The 12,571-nt window shown below is 63.7% G+C and carries 16 protein-coding genes; 12 read left to right on the forward strand and 4 right to left on the reverse strand.

Features of this window, described 5'->3' with window-relative positions:
- The first annotated feature begins 31 nt into the window (after nucleotides 1-31).
- Nucleotides 32-460, forward strand: a complete 429-nt coding sequence (locus tag PTE31013_RS05400) for a hypothetical protein (RefSeq protein ID WP_150611802.1) — start codon at nucleotides 32-34, stop codon at nucleotides 458-460.
- A 123-nt stretch (nucleotides 461-583) separates the two neighbouring features.
- On the opposite strand, the gene icd is transcribed toward PTE31013_RS05400, so the two are convergent.
- Entirely contained in the window at nucleotides 584-1,837 is a 1,254-nt protein-coding gene (gene icd, locus PTE31013_RS05405) for an NADP-dependent isocitrate dehydrogenase (RefSeq protein WP_150611803.1), read from the reverse strand.
- A gap of 259 nt (nucleotides 1,838-2,096) precedes the next feature.
- Here icd and PTE31013_RS05410 point away from each other — a divergent pair, with 259 nt between their 5' ends.
- The 4 genes from PTE31013_RS05410 to PTE31013_RS05425 all read left to right on the forward strand — a co-directional run bounded on the left by PTE31013_RS05410 (nucleotide 2,097) and on the right by PTE31013_RS05425 (nucleotide 3,935).
- Nucleotides 2,097-2,687, forward strand: a complete 591-nt coding sequence (locus PTE31013_RS05410; RefSeq protein WP_150611804.1) for a pseudouridine synthase — start codon at nucleotides 2,097-2,099, stop codon at nucleotides 2,685-2,687.
- A gap of 50 nt (nucleotides 2,688-2,737) precedes the next feature.
- On the forward strand, nucleotides 2,738-2,986 hold the full coding sequence (locus tag PTE31013_RS05415) for a hypothetical protein (protein WP_150611805.1): 249 nt from the start codon (nucleotides 2,738-2,740) through the stop codon (nucleotides 2,984-2,986).
- 127 nt (nucleotides 2,987-3,113) lie between these two features.
- Entirely contained in the window at nucleotides 3,114-3,320 is a 207-nt protein-coding gene (locus tag PTE31013_RS05420) for a hypothetical protein (RefSeq protein WP_150611806.1), read from the forward strand.
- A 135-nt stretch (nucleotides 3,321-3,455) separates the two neighbouring features.
- Nucleotides 3,456-3,935: a DUF192 domain-containing protein gene (locus PTE31013_RS05425; RefSeq protein ID WP_150611807.1), complete on the forward strand. Its 480-nt coding sequence runs from the start codon at nucleotides 3,456-3,458 to the stop codon at nucleotides 3,933-3,935.
- A 29-nt stretch (nucleotides 3,936-3,964) separates the two neighbouring features.
- Here the strand turns inward: PTE31013_RS05425 and PTE31013_RS05430 are convergent, their stop codons facing one another.
- From PTE31013_RS05430 to xseA, 3 genes are all read right to left on the reverse strand, one after another.
- A complete protein-coding gene (locus tag PTE31013_RS05430; RefSeq protein ID WP_150611808.1) occupies nucleotides 3,965-4,705 on the reverse strand; it encodes an HD-GYP domain-containing protein in 741 nt (246 codons plus the stop codon).
- Between the two features lie 250 nt (nucleotides 4,706-4,955).
- Complete coding sequence (gene sodB / locus PTE31013_RS05435; RefSeq protein ID WP_150611809.1) at nucleotides 4,956-5,534, reverse strand: superoxide dismutase [Fe]; 579 nt, start codon at nucleotides 5,532-5,534, stop codon at nucleotides 4,956-4,958.
- A 202-nt stretch (nucleotides 5,535-5,736) separates the two neighbouring features.
- Nucleotides 5,737-7,110, reverse strand: coding sequence for an exodeoxyribonuclease VII large subunit (gene xseA / locus PTE31013_RS05440; protein ID WP_150611810.1), 1,374 nt, complete (start codon nucleotides 7,108-7,110; stop codon nucleotides 5,737-5,739).
- Nucleotides 7,111-7,560: 450 nt separating this feature from the next.
- Here xseA and PTE31013_RS05445 point away from each other — a divergent pair, with 450 nt between their 5' ends.
- The 7 genes from PTE31013_RS05445 (at nucleotide 7,561) to PTE31013_RS05475 (ending at nucleotide 12,461) form a co-directional block, all read left to right on the forward strand.
- The gene (locus PTE31013_RS05445; RefSeq protein WP_150587610.1) at nucleotides 7,561-8,175 is read left to right on the forward strand and encodes a MotA/TolQ/ExbB proton channel family protein; all 615 of its coding nucleotides are present in this window, start codon (nucleotides 7,561-7,563) and stop codon (nucleotides 8,173-8,175) included.
- 15 nt (nucleotides 8,176-8,190) lie between these two features.
- Nucleotides 8,191-8,652 carry an ExbD/TolR family protein gene (locus PTE31013_RS05450; protein WP_150611811.1) on the forward strand — a complete coding sequence of 154 codons (462 nt, stop codon included), beginning with the start codon at nucleotides 8,191-8,193 and terminating at the stop codon, nucleotides 8,650-8,652.
- Entirely contained in the window at nucleotides 8,649-9,722 is a 1,074-nt protein-coding gene (gene lpxK / locus PTE31013_RS05455) for a tetraacyldisaccharide 4'-kinase (protein ID WP_246173906.1), read from the forward strand. Before PTE31013_RS05450 ends, lpxK begins: the two co-directional genes overlap by 4 nt.
- Nucleotides 9,703-9,909: a Trm112 family protein gene (locus PTE31013_RS05460; RefSeq protein ID WP_017232748.1), complete on the forward strand. Its 207-nt coding sequence runs from the start codon at nucleotides 9,703-9,705 to the stop codon at nucleotides 9,907-9,909. Before lpxK ends, PTE31013_RS05460 begins: the two co-directional genes overlap by 20 nt.
- An 8-nt stretch (nucleotides 9,910-9,917) precedes the next feature.
- Nucleotides 9,918-10,697 carry a 3-deoxy-manno-octulosonate cytidylyltransferase gene (gene kdsB, locus PTE31013_RS05465; RefSeq protein ID WP_150611812.1) on the forward strand — a complete coding sequence of 260 codons (780 nt, stop codon included), beginning with the start codon at nucleotides 9,918-9,920 and terminating at the stop codon, nucleotides 10,695-10,697.
- A 304-nt stretch (nucleotides 10,698-11,001) separates the two neighbouring features.
- Complete coding sequence (gene adk, locus PTE31013_RS05470) at nucleotides 11,002-11,667, forward strand: adenylate kinase (RefSeq protein ID WP_150611813.1); 666 nt, start codon at nucleotides 11,002-11,004, stop codon at nucleotides 11,665-11,667.
- A gap of 62 nt (nucleotides 11,668-11,729) precedes the next feature.
- Nucleotides 11,730-12,461: an Mpo1 family 2-hydroxy fatty acid dioxygenase gene (locus tag PTE31013_RS05475; protein WP_150611814.1), complete on the forward strand. Its 732-nt coding sequence runs from the start codon at nucleotides 11,730-11,732 to the stop codon at nucleotides 12,459-12,461.
- Nucleotides 12,462-12,571 lie beyond the last annotated feature (110 nt).

The raw sequence follows: 12,571 nt of genomic DNA on the forward strand, positions 1-12,571 counted from the left end.
GTCGGCCGCCGAAGGGGGCGGGAGGTCCATCATGGACACCACAGGAATCGCGTTGCGCACGATGGCGCTCATCACGTGTGTTATGAGTGCGGGCGCTGCATGGGCGCAAGCGGCGTACCCTCCGCCAACCATCGAGACCAGCGTTGCCGTTGGCCAGAAGATCGCGATCTGGGTACAGCCCAACTACAGCGTGCTGTGCCGCTCGCTGGGCCAGCCGACATTCCAACTCGATTCGACACCGGCACTTGGTGAAGTCTCGCCGGAATGGATCGACTACACGGTGCCGAACGGACAGCGCTGCGAGACCATGCACTTTCCGGGCCTGATCGTCTGGTATCAGGCGGGACAGGCACCGGGCACGGATGTCGTCGTCTGGACGGTTGGATTCCCGCGTGAGCTCACCAGCCGCGTACCCGGGACCGGCGACCATCGCGTGACCACGACCATCGTGGTGCGGTAGTACAGGCGATCACTTCCGGATTGGCTTCCCACTCGACGCACCACGAATGGGAAGCCCCGGCGAGCATCGCTATACCGGGGCTTGATGACGGGACTGAGGCGTTTGGCTCGCGAGCCGCATGCGTTACATATTGTCGATCATCACGCGACCGAAGCCGGAGCACGACACCTGAGTGGCCCCTTCCATCAGGCGGGCAAAGTCGTAGGTCACGTGCTTCGACAGGATCGATTTCTTCATCGACGCGATGATCAGATCCGCCGCTTCCGTCCAGCCCATGTGCCGCAGCATCATCTCGGCCGAGAGAATCTCCGACCCAGGATTCACATAGTCCTTGCCCGCGTATTTCGGTGCGGTGCCGTGCGTCGCTTCGAACATCGCAACCGAGTCGGACATATTCGCCCCCGGGGCGATACCAATGCCCCCCACCTGCGCCGCGAGCGCATCGGAAATGTAGTCGCCATTCAGATTGAGCGTGGCGATTACGTCGTACTCTGCCGGGCGCAACAGAATCTGCTGCAGGAAGGCGTCTGCAATCGAGTCCTTGATGGTGATCTCCTTGCCCGTCTTGGGATTCTTCACCTTGCACCACGGACCGCCGTCGATCTCCATCGCACCGAATTCGTTCCGCGCGAGCGCATATCCCCAGTCACGGAACCCGCCCTCGGTGAACTTCATGATGTTGCCCTTGTGAACGAGCGTCACCGAGTCGCGGTTATTGTCGATCGCGTACTGAATGGCCTTGCGCACCAATCGCTCCGTACCCTCGCGCGACACCGGCTTGATGCCGATGCCCGACGTCTTCGGAAACCGAATCTTGGTCACGCCCATCTCGTCCTGCAGAAAGGCGATCAGCTTCTTCGCGCCGGGCGATTCCGCTTCCCATTCAATGCCCGCGTAGATGTCTTCGGCGTTCTCGCGGAAGATCACCATATTGATCTTCTCGGGTTGCCGCACCGGCGACGGTACGCCCTTGAAATACTGCACCGGGCGCAGGCACACATAAAGGTCGAGCTGCTGGCGCAACGCCACGTTGAGCGATCGAATGCCACCGCCTACCGGGGTGGTCAGCGGCCCCTTGATCGATACTACGTAGTCCTTGACAACCTGGAGCGTCTCATCGGGCAGCCAGACATCCGGGCCATAGACGCGCGTCGATTTTTCCCCCGCGTAGACCTCCATCCAATGGATCTTGCGCTTGCCCCCATAGGCTTTGGCCACCGCCGCGTCGACGACCTTGAGCATCACCGGCGTAATATCCACGCCGGTGCCGTCGCCTTCGATGTACGGGATGATCGGATTGTCCGGCACGTTCAAGGAAAAATCCTTGTTGACCGTGATCTTCTCGCCTGCCGGGACCTTGATGTGCTGATACGACATGGTGGGCTCCAATGGGATGAATCGGACTGTGCGGGTGGAACCGGACGCAGGACCACCGCTCGCCGCATTACCGCTTTATTGTAGTCACAGCGTGCCGTGGCACGATGACGCAGATCAAGTCTTATATAAGACACAAGACTTAATGTCTTGATTATGCATTAACATGACGGGGCTGACCAGCCGTTCGCGCACTCGCCAGGCGCCGTGCCACAGGGTCGCGCGCGACGGCATCGGCGACTTCCGATTTTCTTCCCTTGGTATGACACTTCTCGCACTCAACAAGCCCTTCGGTACGATCTGCCAGTTCTCGCCCCATCCGACACGTGCCACGCTCGCCGAATGCGTGGCACGCCCGGACGTCTATCCGGCCGGACGGCTCGACGCCGACAGCGAAGGCCTCCTGCTGCTCACCGACGACGGTCGTCTGCAGGCCCGCATCGCGGAGCCGGAGCGCAAATTGCCGAAAACCTACTGGGCGCAGGTCGAAGGTGAGTACGACGAGGCGGCCGTCGCACGCCTGCGCGCCGGCCTCGATCTGGGCGACTTCGTCACACTGCCGTGCGAGGCGCGCGAGATCGCCGAGCCCGCCCGTCTCTGGCCCCGTCATCCGCCCATCCGCTATCGCGCCAGCATCCCGACGCACTGGCTCGAAATCACGCTCGTCGAAGGCAAGAACCGCCAGGTTAGACGCATGACCGCCGCCGTCGGCAAACCGACGCTGCGACTGGTTCGCATTGCGATCGGACCGGTCGACGTCTTTTCGTTGAAGCTTGCCCCGGGGCAGTGGTGCGAATTGCCGCAACAAATACTTACACTTCCCGGTCAACGAAGCCATCGTCCATCTCGTTGAGGGAACAGGTGCGCAACATACGCACCACACCGTAACGAGGAAACCAAGTCATGAACAAACTGCTGCTTGCCCTGAGCGCCGGGCTGATCGTATCCGGCGCCGCGATGGCCCAACAATCGGCGCCGGCCACGGCGCCAGTCGCACCGGCGGCACCCGCAGCAGCGGCGCCCGCGATGGCGGCACCGGCGGATCGCGCAGCCCCTGCGAAGCAGGCGCCCAAGCACAAGAAGCATCACTACAAGAAGTATCACCACAAGAAGCCGGCCATCAAGCAACCGGCCGCTGGTAACAAGCCGTAATATGTTTCACTGAAAGAATCCGCGAGCGGGTTGTCAACCGATGTCCTGAACGGACGTTATAGGAGATGACTCTCTTCGCGGGTCAACGAGTACATCACCCCAACATCGAGCTTCAACGAGGAATCTCATGAAAAAACTGATCGCTGCCCTGGTCGCTGGCCTGTTCGCAACGGGCGTGTTCGCCCAAGCTTCGGCTCCGGCCGCTGCTCCTGCTGCTCCGGCCGCCGCCATGAAGCCGGCTGCCAAGTCGACCCACAAGAAGACGCACAAGAAGTCGCACAAGAAGTCGGCCAAGAAGGCTGCTGCTGAAGCCCCGGCGGCTGCCAGCAAGTAAGTACCACGTCGCGCGGCCTGGCTGCGCAACGCATGGTAATAGGCAGGTTGCTCACGCAACCTGCTTTTTTTTCGCCCGGCGGCTACAATGGCTCGCCACGTACCTGACGTTCCCCGATCTTTCCAGGAGCCGTTTGTGATCCGGATTCCACGTCAACTGGCCGCGCTCGCCGCCTGCGCCACGTTTGCCGCTACCGCTACCGTCCTGACGCTTGCTCCGGCCAGCGCTGCGGCACAGATCAAACAGGCCGGGCAGTTCCCGACCGTCCAGCTCTCCGCCGGTATGTATCTCATCAAGGCCGAGGTTGCCGCTAACGAGGCCGACCGCGAACAGGGCCTGATGTATCGCACCACGATGCCCGCCAACGCCGGCATGCTCTTCGTGTTCGAACAACGCGCCGGTCACTGCTTCTGGATGAAGAACACCGATCTGCCGCTGTCGATCGCGTTCCTGGCCGACGACGGTACGATCGTCAACATCGAAGACATGGCGCCGCAGACCGAAGACAATCATTGCCCGCGCGCGGCCGTGCGTTACGCGCTGGAAATGAATCAAGGCTGGTTCAAAAGCAAGCACATCGGGCCAGGCGCAAAGATATCCGGTCTGCCACGCTGATCGCGCCCGCAAAGACCGGCGCATTGCGCTCAGCACGCCCCGCGCGATAACGCCAGCGCAGGCCCGAGCGAGCGCTCGAGAAAGCGGTCCAGCAGCCACGGGTCGAAGTGGTGCCCGCGCTCGGCAAGCATCGCCTCGACGATCTGCGCAGGGCTGAGCGCCGCACGATACGGACGGTGGCTCGCGAGTGCATCGAACACATCGACCAGCGCCACGATGCGTCCGGCCAACGGAATACGATTGCGCGACAGCGCGTTCGGATAGCCCCCACCATCGTAGCGTTCGTGATGCGTACACGCGACCGTCGCGGCGAGCTCGCATGCGGCGCCGCCGAGGGCGCGCAGTATGTCGGCCCCCACCTGTGGATGCCGACACATCACTCGCATGTCGTCGGGTGTCAGTTTTTCCGGCTTTTCCAATATCGCATTCGGAACACACAGCTTGCCGGTGTCGTGCAACGCCGCGGCAAGCCCGAGGGCCTGCGCCTCGACGGTGGGGATCCCCAGGGCTTGGGCGAAACGCCAGGTGAGCGCGCCGACACGCCACATGTGCGTGGCCGTACCGCCACGCTTGTGTTCGGCCAGCCGAAAGAGTGTCCACGCCGCCGCCGGCAGGCTGCGCATGAGGCGGGCGTCGGCGAGCCAGTGACAGTGCGCGCCGCGTGGCGTGCGCTCGGGCGGGGCATCGTTGCAGGGCGCTTTACGCAGGGCATCGCCGGCGCAGGGGGAGGTTGGGAAGGGGATGGCGTGCGTTGGCGCAGGGTCGGGCATACGTTGTTCGGTCGGTTTGAAGCGCACACTCTAACGACGCGCAAGTCCACGAATGTTGATCGGGATCAATCCGGCGGAAGACGCCTGCGTTCCAATCACCGTTGAAAATCAAAAGCCCACCGCAAGCGGTGGGCTTTTGTCTTGCTGGCGACCCCGGGCGCTCGGGTTGGGCGCCTGGCGTCACCTCGGTGGCGCGTCGCCGACGTCGACCGTGTTGAGCGTGTCGATCGGCAACGTCCGGGCGCCTCGATTACGCGAAGTTCTTCGCGGCGAAGTCCCAGTTGACCAGGTTCCAGAATGCCTCGACGAACTTCGGACGGGCATTGCGGTAGTCGATGTAGTACGCGTGTTCCCACACGTCGATCGTGATCAGCGGCTTGTCCGCGCCGGTGAGCGGCGTGGCGGCGTTGCTGGTGTTGACGATGTCGACCGAACCGTCGGCCTTCTTCACGAGCCACGTCCAGCCCGAACCGAAGTTGCCCACGGCCGACTTCGAGAAAGTGTCCTTGAAGGCGTCGAACGAGCCAAACTTGGCGTCGATGGCCTTGGCCAGATCGCCCGACGGTGCACCGCCACCCTTCGGCGACAGGGTGTTCCAGAAGAAGGTGTGGTTCCACACCTGCGCCGCGTTGTTGAACACGCCGCCCGACGACTTCTTGATGATGTCTTCGAGGCTGGCGCTTTCGAATTCGGTGCCCTTGATCAGGTTGTTCAAGTTGGTCACATAGGCTTGGTGATGCTTGCCGTAGTGATACTCCATCGTTTCCTTGGAGATGGTCGGCGCCAGTGCATCGATGGCGTACGGCAGTTCAGGGAGCTTGTGTTCCATGGCGATTGTCCTTTGTGCTCTGAGGGGAACCCGATTTTGCGTTATCCGGAGCCATCGATTCTAGGGCAGATGCGATAACCCCGCAAACCGCACGGGTACTCGCTTGACCGCAAGCGACCGCTTTCACGTGACGATTGCTGGCCAATATCGCCTGATCGACGCACGATGCCCGCGATTGACCCGCATTATCGAATCGACCTGGCTAAAAAGTATCGTCTAGCCTGACCTGAACGTCACCAATACCCACATCGGCGGCTCCGTCGGCCAGATGCATCGTCACGTGCTGGCCGCGCTGGAGTTTGCGAGGGTCGCGCAACGGTTGCCCCCTGGCGTCGAGCACGGCGGCATAGCCGCGCTGGAGCGTGCGGCGCGGGTTGAGCAGTTCGAGGTGGGCCGTGGCGTCGGCCAGCCGTTGCGCCGAGCGCTCCGAGCGGCGCGACATCGCGTTTTGCAAGCGCTGCGAGAGTAGCGCGACGCGCTCGTGTTGCGGGGCGACATCGGGCACCGCCCGCGCCAGACGCAGATGCAGCATCTCGAAGCGACTGCGGCGCTGGGTCAACGGGCGTTCGAGCGCATGACGCAGCCGGTCGGCCAGATGGGCCAGCTCACCGCGCTGACGCGCCAGACGCTCACGCGGCGACACCAGCGCGCGCGATAGGCTGTCGAGTTGCTGGGCGCTCTGCTCGAGCGTGCGCCACATGGCTCGCGTCAATCGCTGGCGCTCCCGGTCGACCTCGCGCAGACACTCATCGCGAGATGCACTGATCAGCTCGGCCGCCGCCGTCGGCGTGGGCGCCCGGACGTCCGCCACAAAGTCGGCAATCGTGAAATCGGTTTCATGTCCCACGCCGGACACCACGGGCAACGCACTGCGGGCGATCGCCTGGGCGAGCACTTCCTCGTTGAACGCCCACAGGTCTTCAATCGAACCGCCACCCCGACAAAGCAGCAGCGTGTCGACTTCGCGGCGCGCGTTGGCCATGTCGAGCGCCGCCGCCAGTCGCGTGGCGGCATCCGCGCCCTGCACCGGTGCCGGATACACCACGACCGAGACATGCGGTGCGCGTCGGGCAAGCGTCGTCAGCACGTCGCGCAAGGCCGCCGCCTGCAATGACGTGACGACGCCGATGCGGCGGGCATATCGCGGCAACTCACGCTTGCGCGCCACGTCGAACAGCCCGGCGGCGGCGAGCTTCTCCTTGAGCCGCAGGAACGCCTCATAAAGATTGCCTTGACCGGCGCGGCGGATCGCTTCGACATTGAGCTGGACCTCGCCGCGCGGCACATACATGGAGAGCAGCGCGCGAACTTCGACGCGATCGCCCTCCTTCGGCGAGAAATCGGCATGTTGGGCACGACCGCGAAACATCACGCAGCGCATTTGCGCCTGGGCGTCCTTGATCGAGAAATACCAATGGCCGCTTGCCGCGCGCGTGAAGTTCGAAATTTCGCCGCTGACCCATGCCAGCGGGAAGCTTCGCTCCAGCACGCCGGCCACGGCTTTGTTCAAATCCGAAACACTTAGCACGCGATCCGCGCCACCAGCGGGCCGGACGTCGTCGAAAAATTGGTTCATGCGGGTTGGCTGGCAAAAAAACTGTCCACAGGCCCGCTAATTTAAGGGTTTTCTCGCCCGCTCGCCGTATTTTTCCTGGCCCCCGATGCCAAACCCTTGATTTATCGGCCCTCCCGAAGCGCATCATGGCCATGCGGCAAACCTATCTCAATGACTTCGTGAAGATATATCCTGACGCACCGACATGTGCACATAGTTATCCACAGGCAAGCGCGTGTTCGATGGGATTCGTGAGTTTGCGGATGTGTTCATTTCTGAAACGTTTTCCTGCTCATTTTTTCATCACGAAGGAAAAACGTACGTCGCGTCAAACAGTTGCCGAAGGTATCCCAAGCTTTTCCACATCCTTGTGCGCCTGTCGTGTGGAAAACGGTACTTGCCCATCCCCCCCCTGCACGCTACAGTTCGGACTCGCTTGCCCATCCCCCCGCAATCAGTAAGAGGTCGTCTTTGTTTGCCGTCATCCAGGCCGCCGGCTGGCCCATCTGGCCACTTCTCATCGCCTCCGTTTTCGCGCTCGCCCTGATCGTCGAGCGCGCCCTGTCGCTGCGCCGCGCCCGCGTGCTGCCAAGCGGCGTGCTCGAAAACGCCATCACCCTCGCTCGACGCGGGTCGGCCAAACAAGACGCGACCGAAGCGTTGGCGCGCAGTTCGTTGCTCGGGCGCGTGCTCGCCACGGGCGTTCGCTATGTGGCGCACAACCCGCAGGGGCCGCGCGACGGCGCGAAGGAAGCGCTGGAAGAGACCGGGCGTGCCGTCGCGCACGAACTGGAGCGTTTTCTGCCCGCGCTGGGCACGATCGCGTCGGTCGCCCCGCTGATGGGCCTGTTCGGCACGGTCGTCGGCATGATCGAGATCTTCGGCGCCCAGGACGCCTCGGGCACGGATCCCGCCCAGTTGGCACACGGTATTTCCGTCGCGCTCTATAACACCGGTTTCGGCCTGATGATCGCGATTCCCGCGATGATCTTCTATCGCTACTACCGCACCCGTGTGGACGCGTTCCTGGTCGAACTCGAGACGCAGGCGGTCCATTTTCTCGATGCCACGCTGCCGCGGCACTGATCCGAGAGACGCACGATGAATTTCCGTCGAGGTCTCTCCACGCGCGACGAGCCGGAGATCAATCTGATCCCGCTTATCGACGTGCTGCTCGTCATATTGATCTTCCTGATGGTTACCACGACCTACACGCGCTATACCGCGCTGAAGGTCAACCTGCCGACGGCCGACGCGCAAAAGGCCGTTGTGCCCCCGCGTCAGATCGTGGTCTCGGTCGGCGCCGACGGCAGCTACGCCGTCGACCGGCATGCGCTCGCGCAACGCGATGTCGCGAGCCTCACGGCCGCGCTGCGCCAGGCTGCCGGCCCGGTCAACAGCGAAGCTCAAGCGCCTGTCGTCGTGATCAATGCCGACGCCAAAAGCGCCCATCAGTCGGTCATCAATGTCATGGAAGCCGCTCGCGAGGCCGGTTTGTCCCGGCTGACGTTCGCCGCGCGCTCGACGACGGCCCACGGCGCCGCCGGTCAACCGTCCCGATGACGACGCCTTCGTCACGTCCGGTCCTTGCCGCCGGCGTGCGTTCGCGCGCACTGGTGCCGCGTCTGTCTGGCTCGCTGGTGCATTGGGTCAGTGGGCAATGGCAGCGACGCGGGCTCGTCGCCTGGCTGCTTTGGCCCTTGTCGTGGCTTTTCGCGGCGATGGCGGCCTGGCGGCGCCTGAGCTTCCGTCGAGGCTGGAAATCGTCGACGCGACTCCCCGTGCCAGTCATCGTGGTCGGCAATCTCACGGTGGGCGGCACCGGCAAGACGCCGACGGTCATTGCGCTCGTGGGCGCGCTGCGCGCACTTGGCTATACGCCCGGCGTCCTGTCGCGCGGATATGGGGCAACGCTGCCCCGTCCGACCGAGGTGAGTCCAACGGCGCGCCCCGATGCGGTCGGCGATGAGCCGCTGCTGATCGCCCGGCGCACGGGCGCGCCGGTGTGGGTGTGGCCGTCACGTGTAGAGGGCGGTCGCGCACTGCTGGCCGCGCATCCGGCATGCGACGTCATCGTTTGCGACGACGGCCTGCAACATTACGCGCTGGCGCGCGACGTCGAGATCGCCGTATTCGACCACCGGCTGGGCGGCAACGGCTTCCTGTTGCCCGCCGGGCCCTTGCGCGAGCCACTGTCGCGTCGGCGCGACGCCAATCTGATCAACGATCCCTACGGCAGAACGCTCCCCGACTGGCCCGACACCTGGCGACTGACGCTCACGCTCGGTGACGCGTGGTGCGTGAGCCAGCCGACCCTCACCCGGGCGCTGCCGCACTTCTCGGGCAAGCGGGTGCTGGCCGCCGCCGGCATCGGCGCGCCCGAACGCTTCTTCGCCGCGCTGCGTGGCGCCGGCCTGCAGATCGAGACGCTGGCCTTGCCCGATCATTACGACTTTGCGACGAATCCGTTCGACGGCGTCGCGGCCGACGCCATCCTGATCACCGAAAAGGATGCAGTAAAATGCGTCACCTGGTCCGACCCGCGTGTGTGGGCCGTACCTGCCGAGGCGGCGCTCGATGCGCGCCTCGTATCCCTGGTAGTGGAGAAATTGCGTGGACAACCGACTGTTTGAGATTCTCGTCTGCCCGTTGTGCAAGGGCCCCCTGGAGTACGACAAGAAGGCCCAGGAGCTGATTTGCCACGCCGACAAGCTCGCTTACCCGATTCGCGATGGCATCCCGGTCATGCTGGCCGACGAGGCGCGTCAGTCCGTCGAAGGCACACCCGTGCCGCTGAGCGGCGACAAGCCGGCATCGTGAGCACGTCGATGAACACCGTCGACTTTGTCGTCGTGGTGCCAGCGCGTCTCGCCTCGACGCGTCTGCCGAACAAGCCGCTCGCCGATATCGGCGGCAAGCCGATGGTCGTGCGCGTCGCCGAGCGGGCGCGCGAGTCGGGGGCGTGTCAGGTGGTCGTCGCCACCGACGCACAGCGCGTGGCCGATGCCGTCGCCGCGCACGGCTTCGATGTCGCGTTGACGCGTGCGGATCATCCGACAGGCACCGATCGTCTTGCCGAGGTGGCCGTTCAGCAGGGCTGGTCCGACGACACCATCGTCGTCAATGTGCAAGGCGACGAGCCGCTCATCGATCCGCGCCTGGTACACGCGGTGGCGGCGCATCTGGCCGAACATCCGGACTGTGCCCTGTCGACGGCGGCGCACCCGATCACCGACAACGCGGAAATCTTCTCGCCGAACGTGGTCAAGGTCGTGCTCGACGCGCACAGCCGTGCACTCTATTTCTCGCGTGCGCCCATTCCGTGGTCGCGCGATGCGTGGTCCGCCGGACTGGCCCATGCCGCAACACTGCCGGCCCCGGCCACGCCCGTCTTTCGTCACATCGGGCTTTACGCCTATCGCGCCAAATTCTTGCGCACATATCCGAGCCTGCCGCAGGCCCCGATCGAGACCGCGGAGTCGCTCGAGCAACTCCGTGCTCTCTGGCATGGGGAACGCATTGCCGTGCTCGTGACCGCCGACGCACCGCTACCGGGCGTCGACACGGCGGAAGATCTCGAACGCGTTCGCGCATTGCTGCGAAACTAACGCCCGATCCCGCACGAATTAGGGCAGTTTCGCGCCAACCGATCGCTGGCAAGCGTGTCTCGGAAATCGCACCGGTACGACGCCTATCGGTCGGCAAAACGCCGGCAGGCGGACTCATCGTGGCATAATCGCTCTGATTCTCGCGAGCAGCCCCCCGGTCGCGCGCGACGCGCCCTGCCGATGCGTCGCCTGCCAACCGCGCGGTTGGCCGGTCACGTGACCCGCAACCGCCGCAGAGTACCGGAGACGCGCCTGCCTGCCGCACGCACAGCATTCACAAATCACAAACTTTCAGGAGTCATTGATGCGTCTGATTTTGTTGGGGGCACCCGGGGCCGGCAAAGGCACCCAAGCCACTTTCATCAAAGAAAAATTCGGCATCCCGCAAATCTCGACCGGCGACATGCTGCGCGCCGCGATCAAGGAAGGCACCCAGCTCGGCCTCGAAGCCAAGCGATACATGGACGCGGGCGACCTCGTGCCGGACGCTGTCATCATCGGCATGGTGCGTGAGCGCCTGACGGCGGACGACTGCAAGAGCGGCTATCTGTTCGATGGCTTCCCGCGCACGATTGCGCAAGCAGAAGCCATGAAGGATGCCGGTGTCGCCATCGACTTCGTGCTCGAAATCGACGTGCCGTTCGACGAAATCATTACGCGTATGAGCGGTCGTCGTACGCATCCGGCGTCGGGCCGTACCTACCACGTCACGTTCAACCCGCCCAAGGTCGAAGGCAAGGACGACGTGACCGGCGAGCCGCTCGTGCAGCGCGACGATGACAAGGAAGAAACCGTCAAGAAGCGCCTGACCGTGTACGAATCGCAAACCAAGCCGCTCGTGGCCTACTACTCGGATTGGGCGAAGCATGGCAGCCCGGGCGCAAGCGTCGAAGCACCGCAGTATCGCAAGATCTCGGGTCAGGGCAGCGTGGACGAAATCCGTGCGCGTGTGTTCGATGCACTGAAGTAAGTGCGTTGCCGTCGGTTCCGTTCACCCGGTGTGGCATTCGCTGCGCCCGGTGTCGGGTCGACGTGAACGACGATGTAGAAAAAGGCGGCCGGTGCATTCCAGGCCGCCTTTTTTGCCAACGGCAGGCGATGCCGTTACCGCAACGCCGGCGGTTGCCGGGTCAGATTGTCGCGGCGCAGCAAATTGTTGGGTCGCCAATGACTACAATGGAGTGCCGAGTGCAGCTTGCGATCGGCTCGGTCGCCGAGGCTGTCGGCGTCAACCCCGCATTCTCCCCGTCCCCAAGGCAGGAGGCTGGCATGAAATCACTGGCGCAACAGATGTCGTTCTACCAGCGCTATCATCGCAGTGCCAGGAATCGCCTGACCCATTTCTTCGGCGTTCCCATGATCATCCTCGCGGTCATGCAGGCGCTCGCCCTGCTGCCGCTTGGCCCGAGCGGCCTGAATGTCGCCCATGTGACGGTGCTGGTGCTGCTCACCTACTACTTCCTGCTCGATGTCCCGCTGGCGCTCGCCATGACGGCCTTTTTCGCCGTATTGCTGGCCATTACGCAACATCTGGCGACATTGTCATGGCCGTGGGCGCTGAGCGTCTTCGGCGTGCTGTTCGTCGGCGGCTGGATCGTCCAATTGGTTGGACATCATTTCGAAGGACGCAAGCCCGCGCTGCTCGATAACGTCTTCCAGATCTTCATCGCGCCAATGTTCCTGATGGCCGAGGTGTTCTTTCATTTCGGTTACAAACCCGGCCTGCAAAGGCGCGTCCAGGAATTGGCGGCTCAGTCGGCGTGAACGGGCGCAGGCCCCGACGAACGTCGCGCGACGTCGTCACGCCAGCCGATTCGGCTGGCGTTTTGCGTTCAAGATGATGGACGGCAGCGGGAAAGCAGGCGGGACCGGCG

Origin of the sequence: Pandoraea terrigena, assembly GCF_902459705.1 — a bacterium.
GTDB classification, from domain to species: Bacteria; Pseudomonadota; Gammaproteobacteria; order Burkholderiales; family Burkholderiaceae; genus Pandoraea; species Pandoraea terrigena.

What these genes read in the sequence shown, in the direction of transcription:
- kdsB (WP_150611812.1), top strand. Translation starts at nt 9,918, where the DNA reads ATGAACACCGTCGACTTTGTCGTCGTGGTGCCAGCGCGTCTCGCCTCG.
- lpxK (WP_246173906.1), top strand. Translation starts at nt 8,649, where the DNA reads ATGACGACGCCTTCGTCACGTCCGGTCCTTGCCGCCGGCGTGCGTTCG.
- PTE31013_RS05415 (WP_150611805.1), top strand. Translation starts at nt 2,738, where the DNA reads ATGAACAAACTGCTGCTTGCCCTGAGCGCCGGGCTGATCGTATCCGGC.
- PTE31013_RS05450 (WP_150611811.1), top strand. Translation starts at nt 8,191, where the DNA reads ATGAATTTCCGTCGAGGTCTCTCCACGCGCGACGAGCCGGAGATCAAT.
- PTE31013_RS05420 (WP_150611806.1), top strand. Translation starts at nt 3,114, where the DNA reads ATGAAAAAACTGATCGCTGCCCTGGTCGCTGGCCTGTTCGCAACGGGC.
- PTE31013_RS05410 (WP_150611804.1), top strand. Translation starts at nt 2,097, where the DNA reads ATGACACTTCTCGCACTCAACAAGCCCTTCGGTACGATCTGCCAGTTC.
- PTE31013_RS05430 (WP_150611808.1), bottom strand. Translation starts at nt 4,705, where the DNA reads ATGCCCGACCCTGCGCCAACGCACGCCATCCCCTTCCCAACCTCCCCC.
- xseA (WP_150611810.1), bottom strand. Translation starts at nt 7,110, where the DNA reads ATGAACCAATTTTTCGACGACGTCCGGCCCGCTGGTGGCGCGGATCGC.
- icd (WP_150611803.1), bottom strand. Translation starts at nt 1,837, where the DNA reads ATGTCGTATCAGCACATCAAGGTCCCGGCAGGCGAGAAGATCACGGTC.
- adk (WP_150611813.1), top strand. Translation starts at nt 11,002, where the DNA reads ATGCGTCTGATTTTGTTGGGGGCACCCGGGGCCGGCAAAGGCACCCAA.
- PTE31013_RS05400 (WP_150611802.1), top strand. Translation starts at nt 32, where the DNA reads ATGGACACCACAGGAATCGCGTTGCGCACGATGGCGCTCATCACGTGT.
- sodB (WP_150611809.1), bottom strand. Translation starts at nt 5,534, where the DNA reads ATGGAACACAAGCTCCCTGAACTGCCGTACGCCATCGATGCACTGGCG.